11 protein-coding genes are annotated in these 15,818 nt (G+C 46.7%); 3 read left to right on the top strand and 8 right to left on the bottom strand.

The features are described from left to right. Positions 1-5 precede the first annotated feature (5 nt). On the bottom strand, positions 6-2,174 hold the full coding sequence (nirB, locus tag MKZ12_RS04545) for a nitrite reductase large subunit NirB (protein WP_339258966.1): 2,169 nt from the start codon (positions 2,172-2,174) through the stop codon (positions 6-8). A gap of 425 nt (positions 2,175-2,599) precedes the next feature. Here nirB and MKZ12_RS04540 point away from each other — a divergent pair, with 425 nt between their 5' ends. After that, positions 2,600-3,829 carry a nitrate/nitrite transporter gene (locus tag MKZ12_RS04540; protein ID WP_339261308.1) on the top strand — a complete coding sequence of 410 codons (1,230 nt, stop codon included), beginning with the start codon at positions 2,600-2,602 and terminating at the stop codon, positions 3,827-3,829. 123 nt (positions 3,830-3,952) lie between these two features. Here the strand turns inward: MKZ12_RS04540 and fabF are convergent, their stop codons facing one another. After that, entirely contained in the window at positions 3,953-5,191 is a 1,239-nt protein-coding gene (gene fabF / locus MKZ12_RS04535; RefSeq protein WP_339258964.1) for a beta-ketoacyl-ACP synthase II, read from the bottom strand. A 139-nt stretch (positions 5,192-5,330) separates the two neighbouring features. Between fabF and MKZ12_RS04530 the strand changes: the two genes are divergently transcribed. Both MKZ12_RS04530 and MKZ12_RS04525 read left to right on the top strand, forming a co-directional pair. After that, the gene (locus MKZ12_RS04530; RefSeq protein ID WP_339239744.1) at positions 5,331-6,194 is read left to right on the top strand and encodes a helix-turn-helix transcriptional regulator; all 864 of its coding nucleotides are present in this window, start codon (positions 5,331-5,333) and stop codon (positions 6,192-6,194) included. 135 nt (positions 6,195-6,329) lie between these two features. Further along, entirely contained in the window at positions 6,330-7,004 is a 675-nt protein-coding gene (locus tag MKZ12_RS04525; protein WP_339239740.1) for a response regulator transcription factor, read from the top strand. 21 nt (positions 7,005-7,025) lie between these two features. Here the strand turns inward: MKZ12_RS04525 and MKZ12_RS04520 are convergent, their stop codons facing one another. The 6 genes from MKZ12_RS04520 to MKZ12_RS04495 form a co-directional block, all read right to left on the bottom strand. Further along, a complete protein-coding gene (locus MKZ12_RS04520) occupies positions 7,026-10,250 on the bottom strand; it encodes a response regulator (RefSeq protein ID WP_339258963.1) in 3,225 nt (1,074 codons plus the stop codon). A gap of 194 nt (positions 10,251-10,444) precedes the next feature. Then, a complete protein-coding gene (locus MKZ12_RS04515) occupies positions 10,445-10,750 on the bottom strand; it encodes a PAS domain-containing protein (RefSeq protein WP_339239734.1) in 306 nt (101 codons plus the stop codon). Between the two features lie 71 nt (positions 10,751-10,821). Further along, positions 10,822-12,819, bottom strand: a complete 1,998-nt coding sequence (locus tag MKZ12_RS04510) for a methyl-accepting chemotaxis protein (protein WP_339258961.1) — start codon at positions 12,817-12,819, stop codon at positions 10,822-10,824. A 496-nt stretch (positions 12,820-13,315) separates the two neighbouring features. Then, complete coding sequence (locus MKZ12_RS04505; protein WP_339258959.1) at positions 13,316-14,155, bottom strand: MetQ/NlpA family ABC transporter substrate-binding protein; 840 nt, start codon at positions 14,153-14,155, stop codon at positions 13,316-13,318. Between the two features lie 83 nt (positions 14,156-14,238). Continuing rightward, positions 14,239-14,910: a methionine ABC transporter permease gene (locus MKZ12_RS04500; protein ID WP_339239730.1), complete on the bottom strand. Its 672-nt coding sequence runs from the start codon at positions 14,908-14,910 to the stop codon at positions 14,239-14,241. Next, positions 14,907-15,716, bottom strand: a complete 810-nt coding sequence (locus tag MKZ12_RS04495; RefSeq protein WP_339258957.1) for an ATP-binding cassette domain-containing protein — start codon at positions 15,714-15,716, stop codon at positions 14,907-14,909. The genes MKZ12_RS04500 and MKZ12_RS04495 overlap by 4 nt, the downstream gene beginning before the upstream one ends. Positions 15,717-15,818 lie beyond the last annotated feature (102 nt).

Below are 15,818 nucleotides of genomic sequence, written 5' to 3'. Positions count from 1 at the left end.
CCGTTTCAGACGGTGCCCTGCACCGCGGAAGATTCAGGAGATTGCTTCATTGGGGATGCTGAAGCCGCATCCCGCTCATGATGATGAATCGCAACAAGTTCCTTCTGTAGTTGGTCATCCAGCAGCGTTTCCCGGATCGTCATGAATCCCATTCGCTCGGTCCATGCCCATAAAGGCTCATCATACCAAGCGGTTTGGCGATACCATTGAAGGCAGGCTGATGCAAGCATAGCCGCTTGCATCTCTGTCTCGGCCACCCCAAGCAACTCACCTTCCTTCACCGGATGCTCTGCATGACCACCTGCATAGATCTCCCATCCAGCTGGTGAAGCCAGCAAACCAATATCCTGAACCAGTACGCTCACTAATGACCCCGGCCCTGGTGCAACCCCTATATTCACGGATGACGGCATCACTGCACCGATCCAACTGGCACGAAGCTGTGCAGCCAACCTACTCACATCTCTGGCATAGGATGACGACGGGATATAATTATCCCAGCGCACCTGAACCTCGGAGTGACCTTCGATCTCTGGAGCAGCTATCGTTCCACCGAATACCTGCAAGTAATAGTGGATCACTGGACGACATACCGCGCAGCCAAGCTTCGAACCCCAACCCAGCTTCTGCAAGATCAAAGGTAGATCTGTCTTCGGAACAACGATGTCAGCCAGCATTTCCTTCAGTTCTGCATGCCCAAGCGCCGTACAACTGCATACAGGCATTGGAACAGGTTTATCTGCTGTGGCTACCACTCCAGTACCCCCGTTATTTTTCAGGTTATGCGTATGTTTCAGCAGTGCAGCCACCATCGGGCGACAGCCACCACATGAACCCGATGCCTTGGTCTGCTCCTTCACCTGATCTGCCGTTTCCAGTCCCTGTTCCTGAATTGCCTTCATAATGGCAGCCTTGGTCACATTGTTGCAGGCACACACCGTCTCCTGAGCCGATAATGCGGCAGCAGCCATCTCAGCCGGGTCCGGTGCCCCTTCACGCGCAGCCAATTCCGCAACGTCCGCACCTCGTTGCACAAGTCCAAGCAACGACGTTCCTTCGGTTGTATCTCCAAATAAGATGGCTCCTCGCACTTTTCCAGCCTGCATCAGTACCTTTTTGTATGTGCCTTGAATGCCATCCAGATGTTGAATTGCGGTCTGTACACCTTCACCACTAATCTCGCCGGCTGAGAAAACATCAACTCCCGATACCTTCAACTGTGAGTAGGGAATCGATCCTTTGTATTCATGCGTTTCCCGTCCACAGAGCGTACGTGCAAGCACCTTCCCCTGTTCGTATAAGGGGGCCACCAGACCATAACTGATTCCCCGATGTTCGGCACATTCCCCAACTGCATATATATCCGGTACATTGGTGCGCATATAGTCATCTACCACAATTGCCCGATTTGTAGCAATTCCACTTCGTCTGGCGAGATCCACATTTGGCCGAATGCCTACAGCGACAATGATAACCTGAGCTTCAAGCTTGGAACCATCTGTGAACAGCAACCCCTGCGCCTGTGATCGTCCGGTAATTTTCTGCGTGTTTTTGGACAAAAGAAAGGACATACCCTGGTCTTCAAGCTGCTTCTGAAGCATCGCAGCTGCTTTTTGATCCAACTGTCGGTTCATAATGTAAGGTGCATTATGAATCACCACAGCTTCCATCCCCAGATGCAGCAACCCACGTGCTGCCTCCAGTCCAAGCAATCCACCCCCAATAACGGCGGCCTTGCGAAATTCTCTGGAATAGTCGGACATACGCATACAATCATCAATGGTTCGGAAGGACATGACCCGTTCTTTATCCACTCCTGGAATCGGTGGAATAAACGGTGAAGACCCTGTCGCCAGAATCAAGACATCATATGTTTCTCTTAGGCCGGATTCAGTCTCTATATATTTCCCTCGGGTATCAATTCGGTGTACCGTCTCACCTGTGCATAGCCGGATTTGATGCTCGGCATACCAGCCCCAGTCATTGATTATGATATCCTGTAGCGAATGCTCCCCCTGCAATACTTTTGATAACATGATCCGATTGTAATTGGGACGGGGTTCATTGCCGTAGATTACAATCTCATACGTATCAGGCTCCAGTGCGATGATCTCTTCAACACACTTCATTCCTGCCATGCCATTCCCGATAATCACCAGTTTGCTTCTGCTCATGGGCTGCCCCCTATCTCTTTCACCTGAAAATAAACAGAAAAATCCCTTCTCCATCATTCGGAAAAGGGCACCGTTGCCTCCGGAATCCACACGCCATTGTGTGGATTCATATTAGATTCAGATTAAGGGAATCCAAATACAATGTCAATATAATTAACATCAAAACCACGAAACACGATCAAAAAAAGAATTAATTAAAATTACGTGTAATTTTTGTTGACATGACCATTTTCTCTTGCTTATAATTTGAATCAAAATCACAGTGCTGTGATCAACTCAGATGCGGGAACACAATGACGTGTACCGCCTGTCGGCAACGGGGCCGCAAATCGTTCTGATCTGGACGAATTGCGGCCTTTTTCTGCCTCAACAAGCACATAGACAAATTACGAAGATCTTAATTGGATGAGGAGCGATGATGGATGATGGAGAGCAAAAGTTTTTGGAAAAGCGGGCATAAGCCCACTCTGTTCGGGGCGTTTATGTATTTTGACATCAGTTTTATGATATGGGGGATGCTGGGTCCACTCGCAGTTGTCATCGCATTGGACTATCCGATGACTCCATTGGAAAAGGCCAATCTGGTCGCATTGCCTATTCTTGGCGGCTCCATCCTGCGACTTGTACTCGGCTTCATGTCTGATTATATCGGTCCGAAACTAACCGCACAGATCGGGATGCTCGTCACTCTGGTTCCCTTATTACTCGGCTGGTTATGGGTTGACTCCTTAAGCCAGCTTTACGTGGTGGCACTCTTGCTGGGTGTGGCTGGTGCCTCCTTTGCTGCTGCGTTGCCGCTGGCGGGCCAATGGTATGGCAAAGAGCACCAGGGTCTTGCCATGGGTATCGCCGGGGCGGGTAACAGCGGAACCGTACTCGCGACGTTGTTTGCCAATCGCTTGGCTACGCATTTTGGCAGCTGGGAAGTTGTGTTCGGACTTGCTATTATCCCGATTGCTCTCGTATTTATTCTCTTTTCTCTCTTTGCCAAGAATAGTCCTAACCGGCCTGAGCCCAAAAAATTGTCCCAATATGGAAGTCTGCTTAAACAAAAAGATGCTTGGGTGTTCTGTGCCTTCTATTGTGTAACCTTTGGCGGCTTCGTTGGATTATGTAACTATCTAACCATCTTCTTCAACACCCAGTATGGACTTTCACCTGTTCGAGCCGCAGATATTACCACCTTCTGTGTCATTGCAGGCAGCTTCTTCCGGCCTGTAGGGGGTTATCTGGCAGACAAAATTGGTGGAACCCGCATGCTGACTTTCCTTTATACAGGAGCCTGCGTCATGTTGATTGGAGTATCCTTCATGCCACCACTTCCTGTTGTAGTGGTCATGCTGTTCCTCGGTATGATGTGTTTGGGAGCTGGAAATGGATCCGTGTTCCAACTGGTTCCGCAACGCTTCGGTAACGAGATTGGCCTGATGACAGGCATTGTAGGCGCGGCTGGCGGGTTGGGCGGATACGCACTGCCGCTGATTCTCGGTCAACTGTATAGCAGCTACCAATCCTACACTCCAGGCTTCGTCATTCTTAGCCTGATTGCTGCAGCTTCCCTGTTCCTTGTTCTCTTCATGCAATCCCGCTGGCGTGTAAGCTGGTTGAGTCGGGGCAGCAAAGGCTTAGCGGAATCAACACCTCTCTCTTCGTAAGGCATGCAAACACTTGCCTGTTAATAGGGTTCCGTGATACGAATGATTCGCATATAACCAAAGGAACAGCGTGGCCTCACCAGGCTGCGCTGTTCCTTTGGTTATTTCAGCTGTTCTTTTAGCTTAAGAAGAATATTTTTGAAGAACAATCACCGCATTATGACCGCCAAAACCAAAGGAATTGGACATTCCAATCCGCAAATCTGCTCTTCTTGCCTCATTGGGTACATAGTCCAGATCACATTCAGGGTCACTCTGCTCCTGATTGATGGTTGGAGGAATGATGCCATGACGCAGGCTTTGAATAAGTGAGATCGCCTCCGCACCACCAGCTGCACCAAGCATATGTCCTGTCATGGACTTATTCGCTGTGACCGGAATATCATAGGCAGCTTCCCCGAAAAGTTGCTTAATCGCTCTCGTCTCAGAGAGATCGCCCGCCTCCGTACTGGTGGCATGAGCATTAATTACATCGATGTCTTCAGGTTCAATCTGAGCTTCTTTAAGCGCTGCTTTCATTGCCAGATATGCCCCCCGTCCTTCCGGGTGGGTTGCTACCATATGATATGCATCTGAACTGGCACCATATCCAATTACTTCGGCAAGAATATTTGCCCCTCGTTCCAGTGCATGAGATAGTGACTCAACAACCAGTATCCCAGCGCCCTCCGCCATGACAAAACCGTCTCTCCCCGCATCAAATGGACGGCTTGCTGCATGGAACGCTTCATTTCTTGTTGACAACGCTGTCGCATTACCGAAGCTTGCCAGTGACACTTCAGTTACAGCGGCTTCTGTCCCGCCAGCAATAATGACATCGGCTCCACCATGACGAATAAGACGGAAAGCCTCTCCAATGGCTGTATTGCCAATGGAACAAGCGGTTACTGGTGACAATGTCGGCCCCCAGCAACCAAACCTCATACTAACCATAGCTGCAGCCATATTGGATATCATCATAGGTACGAGTGTTGGACTGACTCTTGCAGGTCCCCGATCAGACAGGACCTTGCCTTGTTCCATCAATGTCTGAATTCCGCCTATTCCTGAACCAATATATACACCTACCCGTTCGCGATCCAGTTCGTCCATCACAAGACCCGATTGGGATACTGCCTGGTCCGCAGCAGCAACAGCGAATTGAACGAAGCGGTCCATACGCCTTGCTTCCTTGCGTCCAAATTGCTCTTCACCATCAAAATCACGGACAACACCAGCGATTCTGGTTTTATAGGAAGCTGTATCAAAATGTTCTATTGTTGATATTCCTGATCTACCCTCAATTAATCCATTCCAGAATGTATGTACATCATTTCCCAAAGGAGAGATGACTCCCATACCTGTAATGACGACTCGTTCCATATCCATCCTCCTTCAGCGCTGTTATCTTCCTTCATTCTTACGCTATGCCACTAATAGTGCACTTTTGAATATCCTATTACAAGTTGTCAATTATAATAGTATAATGACTACCATGATAACGAGGACGGAAGGTGATGGATTGAACTACGATGTCAGGTTACAGGCATTGTCTACTTTTCTAAAAACACAGCGTTCCAAAATTTCTCCCGAATCTGTCGGTTTACCCACTGGAAGCCGGCGCAGAACGCCTGGTTTGAGGAGAGAAGAGGTTTCCCAACTGGCAGGTGTAAGTACAACATGGTATACCTGGCTTGAACAAGGTCGGGATATTCAGGTATCCCACTCGGTTTTGGATAACATCGCTTCAGCACTAAGACTTACTGCGGATGAGCGAAAATATCTGTTTTCACTTGCCATGGAACATCACTCCGAACTGCCGACACTGGAAGAAGAACCTGTTCAACTTCACCCCTCCTTGCAGAAAATTTTGCAAGAACTTCATCACTGCCCTACCGTGATCTCGGATCGGCGTTGTTACATTGTTGGCTGGAATGATGCAGCCCGGCATGTTTTTATGGATTTTGAACAGATTGCCCCCGAACAGCGGAATATGATCAGTCTGTTATTTGATCGAAAGGAGTTTCGCAGGCTCGCGGTGAACTGGGAGGATTTTGTTAGCGGATTTCTGGCAATCTTTCGTGCTTATTATGGTCAGTATGTTGATGATGAATGGTATAATTTATTTTTGGACGACATGATGAACAGACATCACGATTTTCACACCCTTTGGAAACAAAGCAGCGTCAGCAGTGCCCCGGACGTATTAATCGAATTCAGGCACTCCAAAGCAGGCAAAATGTTGTTTGACCTGACTTCGTTGCAGGTTCAGGGTAGTTCCGATCTGCGTTGCAGTGTCTACACCCCTGCACCAGAGACAGCCACCGAGCGCAAACTGATGCGCCTGATCGAGCGTGAAGCTCATCCACATTTGGGCGAGCAATAAACCAGATTCTCTCACCTTCTTGGAGTCATGTTAGAGTCTTGACATCCTCATGCAGCCTGTTTTAAATATCAGGTATATTAAGTTAATCCATGGATCTTAATCCTTCTACAAGAAGGGGGTTCAGAAAGGAATATCATGACGAAAGTGCTTATCATAGAGGACGACAACATGTTAGGCGATACATTATCCTTGTATTTACAAGGTGAAGGGTATGATGTTACCCGTGTCGATAACGCAAGAGATGGTCTTCTACAGCTTCAAGCGCGGCCTGATATCCTGCTTCTTGACTTGCTGCTCCCTGATTCGGGTAATAAGAATCCTTGTTCTCTCATGCGCCAACATACGGCAATCCCCATCATTGTCATCTCTTCGTTAACCGAAGTATCCGAACGTATTCGATCATTAACAGATGGGGCTGATGACTATGTATGTAAACCTTTCAGCATGCAGGAACTGAAAGCACGTATTGAGGCTGTATTGCGTCGTTACGCCATATTGAACAGCTCTATTGTCACTGAACAGGAAACTGGAATATCTCTCGATCTGGCGCGAAGAACCGTTCTGTTAAATAACCAGCGAGTGGAGATGACATTTTCCGAATTTGAGATCATGAAGCTGTTTATCCTCAATCCTGGCAAGGTCTACAGCCGGTATGCCCTGATTGAAGCCATTCGTGGTATTGATGCCGGCATTAATGATCGCACCATCGATGTGCACATTACCAAGCTTCGCAAAAAAATCGAGAACAATCCGAAAAACCCCCAATACATTCAAACCATCTGGGGGGTCGGATATAAGTTTACTCCTTAAAATAATATAACTTTATTAAGGTCACCATGGCAGAGACCCGGTAATTTTATCAATTTCCTGTTGCACCTTCTCTAATACCGAGTTTAGTGCCTTTTCTTCGAGTAACGGATCGGATAAGAGCAACTCCAGCTGGAGAACCGTACACATCAGGTCCACTGCATGCAGATTCGCAGCTACGCCTCGAAGAGAATGAACATTACGGATTACTTCAGTAATCTGCTGTTGCTGAAGCTGTGCCGCCAGCTTTTGCTGAAACGAACCATACTCCGTCCTGAATTTCGTAAGCGCATATTGCAGAATATGCGGCTTGCCGTCCATCTGTCTAATGGCCTTATCTGAATCGATTCCATTGATCTCTCTTATGCCTTTTAGATCAATCCATGTGTCCAACATATCTTCGATCTGTTGTTCCTGTATGGGCTTAGTCAGGATTGCATTCATGCCCGCTTCAAGATATAACTCATCGTCCCTTTTTAAAGCATTCGCTGTAAGCGCGATAATGGGTGTACGGTCATATTTCCTCATCTTGCGAATGTGCCTTGCTGCATCAATACCATTCATATCTGGCATTAAGAGATCCATCAGAATCAGTTCCCATGTTTGTTCGTGCAATTTCTCCAAAACCTCTGTGCCACTGTCTGCTAGCGTCACCTTGAATCCGATATGCTCCAGCATAGCCCGAATGGCCAATTGATTGATTTCATGATCTTCAGCTATCAGAATGTGGCCTTTCAGGTTACGCGAATGGAACTCGTCGCCTTCGCTCATCCGCTTGTCCTCCAATGGACCTTCACCCTGAAGTGCAAGTAACACTTCGAACAATCCCAGACGTGTAATCGGTTTGATCATCATGAGATCCGGGCGAAAGGATCTCTCCTCACTCCACAGGGCATTTTCACTAAAGGCATGGGTATAACCCACCATCTGAAATTTGGTTCGATTCAATCGCTTCATCAGGTTGTTCCAAGGTAAACGATGGTGTGCGTGTGCTGCATCCATATTTATCATCAATAATATTGAACTTATCCCCTCTGCCTTTGGTATACACCAATCACTTTCCATCATATGGTTCAACGAAGGATACAGCTTCGGCTTCATCCCGAATGAGTGGAGGATCTGCTTCAAATTCGCACCCATTCGTTCATCTTCCTCAACGATCACCACATCATCCGCGTAATATAGAAGAGGGTATGTTTGCAGAAAGGAACTTTCTTCTTCCGATTCTGTCAGTTCAAATATCAAGTCGAATGAGAACAGACTGTACTCTCCCAGAACACTATCCACCTGCAAACTTCCTCCCAAGGAGGTCACCAGAAGGTAACAGATGACCAGTCCAAGACCAGAACCACCATATGTTCGATACGTTGAAGGTTCCGCTTGAGTAAACGGGACAAAAAGCCGTTCCAATTGTTCGGGTGAGATTCCGATTCCCGTGTCCTCTACCTCAAAACGGACCTGAACTTGCTCCGCCTCCAATGAAAGCACCTCTGCCTGCAACGTCACATATCCATGCTCCGTAAATTTAATCGCATTGCTCAGCAGATTCAATAACACCTGTTCAAGTCGGAAGGGATCACCAATCACCGTTAACGGCAGATCGGGATCGGTTGTAAAGATCACTTCGATATCTTTGTGCCCGATGGCCACACCGACCTGATCTGCCACACGTTTGATCACATCCTCCGGTGAAAAAGAAATCTTCTCCAAAATCAGCTTGCCTGCCTCAATTTTCGAAAAATCAAGAATATCATTTACGAGGGCAAGCAAGGTCTGGGAGGACGCATTAATTTTACTCAAATAATCCTTCTGTTGTGGAGATAGATCTGTTCGTTGAAGCAACAACGAAAAGCTGATAATGCCGCTCAGTGGGGTACGAATCTCGTGGCTCATGAATGCGAGAAACTCACTCTTCGCCTGACTTGCTTTGTCAGCCTTAACACGTCTATAGTGATCCGAAATGTCACGAATGACTGCCTTAATTTTCTCACTTGAGTTTAGTCCTTTGACAGGATACAGGTGAACCCGAACATGCTGCTCATGAGCTTCTCCAATGATGAAACTCAATTCCGTATCCTGGGCTATATTGTGATGCAAGGCTTTTTGGAAAATGAACAACCAGTTATCCAACTGCTCAATGAACAATAATTCTTCAAGCTGACGACCAAGCACTTCCTGCCTGCTGAGACCGAGCACATCCAGAAATTTCTGATTAACCGACACAATACACCTGTTGCTGTCCATACCGACGAACCAGTCTGCCGACACGCGCTCAAGTGTTCGATATCGCTCTTCACTTTCTTGAATCCTTCGTTTAACCGCTCTGTGTTCCGTGATATCGAGTCCATATCCCACGACATATTTCACAACCCCCTCTTCTCGAAGAGGGCGAATTTTCACCAGGGAATAGAACCCTTCATGCTCAATCTCGTAAAAAAAAGATTCCCCTTCCCAGGCCCGGTTAAACTGCTTTCGCAGAAATTCTACCTTTTCCTGAGGTAAAATGTTCAATGTACCCAGCTTGTAGTCTTGCTTCAGACTATTCATATCCAAGCCCAGTCGGGAGAGCATCTCCCCTTCAAGCAGAAGGTACTCGAATTTCCCATTCTGTTTATGAATTTTAAACGTAAAACCCGGCTGCATCCGAAGCATCTCCAGCATTTCCTGATCCCTTTGAATGACCAATCTCCTATATCGATGATTTTGGTTCAGATAGTACAGGAATAATATAACGAAGAGCATGCAGATACCTTGGAAAAGGAGAATCTGTCCCAACATTAGCAGAGAAGGAGAATATATCTTTAGTACGAAAAACTCATACACAGTTATCAGCAGCAACGCTCCAGACAACCACTTTTGCATAAATCCCCTAACATACTGAAAGATCAGGCATACGGCTACAACAAATAACAACTCTGCCAACGCATACTGCCAGTTCTCCAACAAAGGATTACGCCCCATATTAATGCGAAAAATCCACATGAATGCAAAAGTAACAAAGGCAGAGCCAGTTCCACCAAAATAAGCGGCGAGCAGATATACACTGGCCCGGAAATTCAACAATGTTCCATCCTCAAGCACAATAGAGAAATAATAGAGCGCCGTACCCAACATGCTCAGTGTAATACCAATAATGATCCGAGTCGTGATGGATGTGGAACGGGTAGCATTGGTTTGGTTCAGATAGTGATGAGTCAGGAAAACAAAGATCAGAATTAGCGTGAAATTTAACACAAGATCGCGTAGCAAATGGTCACCGTCCACATTACGACTTCAGGATTTCATGCATTCAATGAATGTTGCCAGATTCACGTTCGCAGTCCCCCGGTACACAAATCATAGTATGCCAGGCTCCCTTATTCAATTGACGATATTGACCTTTTTTTTGAAAATAATTCCCACTTTCAGCTAACATACCCTTATCACAAAACAACGATTTTTTTTCATGAAAATTCATCATTAAAAATACTGATATAAAAGAGAGAATCGTTCAAATAAACCGATGTAATCGTAACTTGAGCTTCCCAAAATTCCTGATCTACCTTCATCAGTTTGGCTACGCCGGACCAGGTCTGATTTCCTCTCCAGTGCGTATCCATTAGCAATCGGGCAGGCTGACCTATGGTGCTTTCCCGTGAGAATCCTGTTTTGGTTACATAAACGGAATTCACATCTAGAATCACACCCTCCTCATCTGTAATCATGACCGCATCCGTTAGCAGCAAGAAGGCTTTGAGTTCTGGTTGCATGGCTGTCCACTCCCTCTGATGAAACATCATGTGATGCTGTCCCTGTGTGATATTCGTATCTACGATCCCGATTAATACTTAAACTGTCTAATCAGGTGCTGCAGCTCTTCCGCCATGGTAGACAAGCCACGAGCAGAGGCAGAAATCTGCTCCATCGCTGCCAGCTGCTCCTCTGAGGAAGCGGCCACTTCTTCGGAAGTTGCAGCGTTGCCTGACGCAATGCCAGCCAACTCATTGGATACAGCAGATACTTCCTGTACACCTGCTGTAATCTCTTGTGACGTAGCTGCAATCTCTTCAATCTGAGGTGTCGTTTCACGCATGCTATCCAGAATGCGTTCAAACTTTCGAATCGCTTCTGTAGAGATCTCCATGCCCTCTCCCACCTCTGAAGTTACCTTCTCCATCATGCGAACGGAAGCAGCCATATCTTCCTGTACCGCCGTAGTCAGCACGGTAATTTCATTGACAGACTGCCCGGATTGCTCTGCCAACTTGCGAACCTCTGTTGCTACAACGGCGAATCCATTGCCATGTGTACCTGCACGAGCAGCTTCGATGGATGCGTTCAGTGCGAGCAGGTTTGTCTGTTTGGCGATGTTTCCGATTAACTCCGTGATCGCTGAAATTTGGTGTGATCGTTCATATAACGCCTGAATCAATTGATTTGTCTGTTCTACCGTCTCTTGAATCGATTGCATCTGACTCACCGTCTGTTTGACGGTGTTGCCGCCTTCTTCCGCTTGTACGGTTGTATGTTTAGCCAAATCAGCAACATGTATGGAACGTTCGGCGATCCTTGTAATGCCAATCGTGATTTCATTCATGGCCTGATGGTTATGTTCAATTCCCTGGGTCTGTTTCTCTGCGCCACTCGCAATTTCCTGAATAGCTCGTGCTACTTGCTCACTGGCTGCACTGGTTGATTCCGCACTCTGAGTCATTTCATCCGATGAGATGACGACCTGATTGGCGCTGTTCTCCACATTTTGGATTAATACACGCAGGTTGCTCTGCATTTTGCCAAATGCTTCACTCAGTTCATCAATCTCATCATTACTTGTACTTGTAATCGTCTGGGTTAGATCTCCTTCACTCACCTGAATCGCCTGAACCTTCAACTGACGAATCGGTTTAACAATCGATCGCATCACCAGCCAGATGATCATAATTCCGATGACGAGAAAAGAAACAATTACCATAATCGTTCGATTCAAAATGGGCGCAGCAGCATCCTCTACTTCAGAGGAGAACATGGTGCCAGCGACCTTCCATCCCGTGGATGCATTCGTAGCGTAATACATGACCTTATCCATCTGATCAAAGGTATATCTAAAGTTACCGGATTCGTTCGTATACACTTGTGTCCAAAAATCTTCTGTTGCATCTGTTCCAGGTTGCATTGTCGGATGATAGATATACTTTTCACTGGCATCCAGCAGAATCAGATGCCCTTGCTCTCCAACTTTAATTCCGCTAACCAATTGGCTAATGTCCGACAGATCGAGATCCAGCTGGACCACACCGGATTGGTCTTCCAATGCCTTTGCAATCGTAATGGTGATCTCTTTTGTCTCAGCAGATATATAGGGATTTGTAACAATCACATGCTGTGGAGTTCCCATGGCTTCCGTGTACCATGGTCTGGTTCGCGGATCATAATCTTCAGGCATCTCCGCATCAGAGGACATGAGATACACACCTGCCTCTGTGCCCACACCTATGGTGATGATGTCTGTGTTCTGCGCAGCATACCCCTTCAATTCGTTCACAACCCGAACCTCGGCATCTTCCTGTCTTAATTGCTCTGCAAGTGTTTTCGCATAGTATTCAATATGATTCCGTTTGGCATTGATTGAGAGATCAATCGTCGCACTGGCAAGGTTCACGTTTTCCATCGCACTATGTAAAATTTGCTTCTCTACTTCACCTTTGGCACTGTTATACGATAAGATTCCAATACTTAACGAAGGAATGGCCAGGAAAGCAATAAAGGACACCACCAGCTTTGTCTTAAAGCTCTTATGTATCTTGTTGAACCAGGTCGGTTTGCTATTGTTTTGGGACAAATTTCTCTACCTCTTCCAGATTAATTTTACAACCTTCCAATCGCTGTTATCCCCCAGATTTTTTTAATTCCCCTTTTTTAGGGAAATCCGGTGATAGCTTATGCTTCCGATGCAGCTTTCTTTCAGAAAGCTTTTAGGCGACCGCTTCGCTTTTTCAGTTTTTTCTGTCCTCTCCGTTTTCGTGTAAATGATTAATACATCTTATATAGCTTTTATATAGCTCTCATAGAGTGTAAACCATCTTTCTAAAAACTAGGTCTCCATTTTTGTAAAAGACATTTTTCACGCTCAAAAAGACAATAAAATCTCTTAATTTATAATCCTAAAGAACTATTTTCAAACAAATTATACAAAAAAACTATTAAATAAAATGTTCCGGGGATATGACCTAATTGTTAACTTTCTAAATACTTGTTAATAAGCACGTGAGGACAAAAAAAGATCCAAGCGTTATCGCTTAGATCTTAAGACTATTCACGTTGTTCTCACGTATTCTCTATTTAAATGCCGGGATAGCGATATCTGCATATTTCTCTTCGAAGAAGGCTTTGACCTCCGGGCCCGCCATACGTTTAGCCAGCTTCTGGATCGCTTCGGAGTCCTTATTATCTTCACGGGCAACCAGAGTGATGGCAAAATGGGAATCATCCTTCTCGGTTAACAGTGCATCCTTTTTCGGTGTAAGACCGAGCGGACTGGCATAAGCAGGTGTCATGGCTACCAGATCAGCGTCATCCATCATGCGTGCAAGCATCAGCAAGTCCACTTCCTCAAACTTGAAGTTCTTCGTATTCTCGGTGATATCTGCCTGTGTAGCGTTAAAACCTACGCCTTCTTTCAGCTTAATCAATCCGTTCTGCTCCAGCATCACAAGAGAGCGACCAATGTTGGAAGGATCGTTCGCAATGGCGATCGTTGCACCTTCTGGCAATTCCTCAATCGTTTTGTACTTTTTGGAGTAGCCGCCGTAGATGGCATTATAGATGGGCTGCACGGGCACCAGGTTCGCATTGTTTGCTTCATTATATTGATTCATGTAAGGCACGTGTTGGAAGAAGTTTGCATCTACTTCCTTGTTCGCGAGTGCTGTATTCGGTTGAACGTTATCCGACAATACAACAACTTCCAGATTGACGCCATCTTCCTTCAAGAGTGGTTTAACAATATCCAGTACGTCTGTCATTGGCGGAATCAATGTGGCCACTTTCAGCGTAACTTCTTGTGCAGCTTGTGTATCTTCTTTCGTTCCTTCAGCCGCAGGTGTTTCTTCTTTTTTGCCACAAGCAGCTACGACAAGCATGACTGCAAGCAACATAAGCATCATTTTTGCTTTCATTGTATGTCTACCCCTCATCATATAATCTGTATTGGTCTTCCTTGTTACTGCACTTTCTTCAATCATGTACCGTGTCACTACGCTCAGGATCTGCGATCCAGCCAGCGGGACAATCTGCTGCCTGTGAATTGGATCATCTGTACCAGGATAATCATAATGATGATCGTAAATACCATGATCTCCGTTTCGAAGCGCTGATAACCGTAGCGAATGGCAAAATCTCCAACCCCGCCGCCACCTACAATGCCCATCACCGTCGAGTAGGAGATAAAGCTAATCGTAGCTGTGGTGAGTCCCAGTACAAGGCCAGATCTTGCCTCCACATACAGGAATTTCACCACGAGCTGCATCGTCGATGCCCCCATGGATGATGCAGCTTCAACCACGCCCTTCGGTACATCCAGCAACGCTTGTTCCACGAGTCTGGCATAGTAGGCAATCGCAATGACCGAGAGTGGAACGGTTGCCGCCAGTGTACCGATCGACGTTCCAACGACGATTCGTGTGAATGGAATCATGAAGACAACCAGCAGTAAGAATGGAAACGAACGAATGATGTTGACGATACTGCCGAGTACAAAAGACAACGTTTGATTCTGATACCGTTGTCCTCTCCGGAATAAGTACAGAAGTGTACCCAGAGGTAACCCGATCAGAACAGCCGCTGCAATGGAAATGCCTACCATGACAAAAGTCTCTCCGATCGCTTGCCATATCTCATGCTGATACTTCAGTACAGATTCAGGTAACCTCATGACTTGTCCCCCTGTTCTGTCTGACGGAACAAAGACGAACCTGCCATCCCATATTCATCACCCGCAAGCAAGGAGGTCAGCAGATCCGGCTGCGGAGCGGGAATACTGCTCACTTCCGCTTCAGTCAATGTTCGTACGAGTCGCCCATCCTTCATGACGGATACCCTGTGACATAGTCTACGAGCCACTTCCATCTCATGCGTCACGACGACAATGGTCACGCCCAGCGTTTCATTGATATGACGTAGCACATCCAGTATGCCATTCGTAGTCTGTGGATCAAGCGAAGAAGTCGGTTCATCACAGAGAAGCACATCCGGACGACTGGCGAGTGCGCGTGCAATCGCCACACGTTGCTTCTGTCCTCCGCTAAGCTGAGCAGGATATTGACCCGCTTTGTCTTCCAGTCCAACAAACCTAAGCACCTCAAGTCCACGCTCGACTCGCTGTGTACGGGACATCCCGGCCAGTTCCAGCGGCATACAGACATTGCCACTCACCGTCCGATTACTGACCAGATTGAAGTGCTGAAAGATCATGCCAATGGACCTTCGTGCCAGACGCAAAGTGCGCTCATTCATCTGGGTCAGGTGCTGCCCATTCACAACAACCTCACCCTCATCCGGCTTTTCCAGACCATTGAGCATCCGCAGAAGCGTGGATTTGCCTGCGCCACTCGAACCGATGATGCCGTGAATTTCGCCTTGTCCCACTTCGAGCGACACCGAGCTTAACGCTTCGAATCCCTGATCTGCACGGGAACCGCGCTCGTTATAACGTTTGCTTACACCATATAATGAGATCATGGAGAGTCCTCCCGTGAATGATCATGCATGGTTCTTCAAGAACACATGAAGAAAGCCCGCACAGCCGATAACCGGAGCGCGAGCAATCCTGTTCATTTATAA

The sequence above is a fragment of the Paenibacillus sp. FSL R5-0713 genome (genome assembly GCF_037973325.1).
GTDB lineage: Bacteria > Bacillota > Bacilli > Paenibacillales > Paenibacillaceae > Paenibacillus.
Note: the sequence above shows the minus strand (reverse complement) of the source record. Positions and strands in the feature narration are given on the sequence as shown.

Coding starts and splice junctions, on each gene's coding strand:
- MKZ12_RS04515 (WP_339239734.1), bottom strand. CDS start 10,750: ATGCAACCAGAACTCAAAGCCTTCTTGCTGCTAACGGATGCGGTCATG.
- MKZ12_RS04540 (WP_339261308.1), top strand. CDS start 2,600: ATGGAGAGCAAAAGTTTTTGGAAAAGCGGGCATAAGCCCACTCTGTTC.
- nirB (WP_339258966.1), bottom strand. CDS start 2,174: ATGAGCAGAAGCAAACTGGTGATTATCGGGAATGGCATGGCAGGAATG.
- MKZ12_RS04505 (WP_339258959.1), bottom strand. CDS start 14,155: ATGAAAGCAAAAATGATGCTTATGTTGCTTGCAGTCATGCTTGTCGTA.
- MKZ12_RS04525 (WP_339239740.1), top strand. CDS start 6,330: ATGACGAAAGTGCTTATCATAGAGGACGACAACATGTTAGGCGATACA.
- MKZ12_RS04500 (WP_339239730.1), bottom strand. CDS start 14,910: ATGAGGTTACCTGAATCTGTACTGAAGTATCAGCATGAGATATGGCAA.
- MKZ12_RS04495 (WP_339258957.1), bottom strand. CDS start 15,716: ATGATCTCATTATATGGTGTAAGCAAACGTTATAACGAGCGCGGTTCC.
- fabF (WP_339258964.1), bottom strand. CDS start 5,191: ATGGAACGAGTCGTCATTACAGGTATGGGAGTCATCTCTCCTTTGGGA.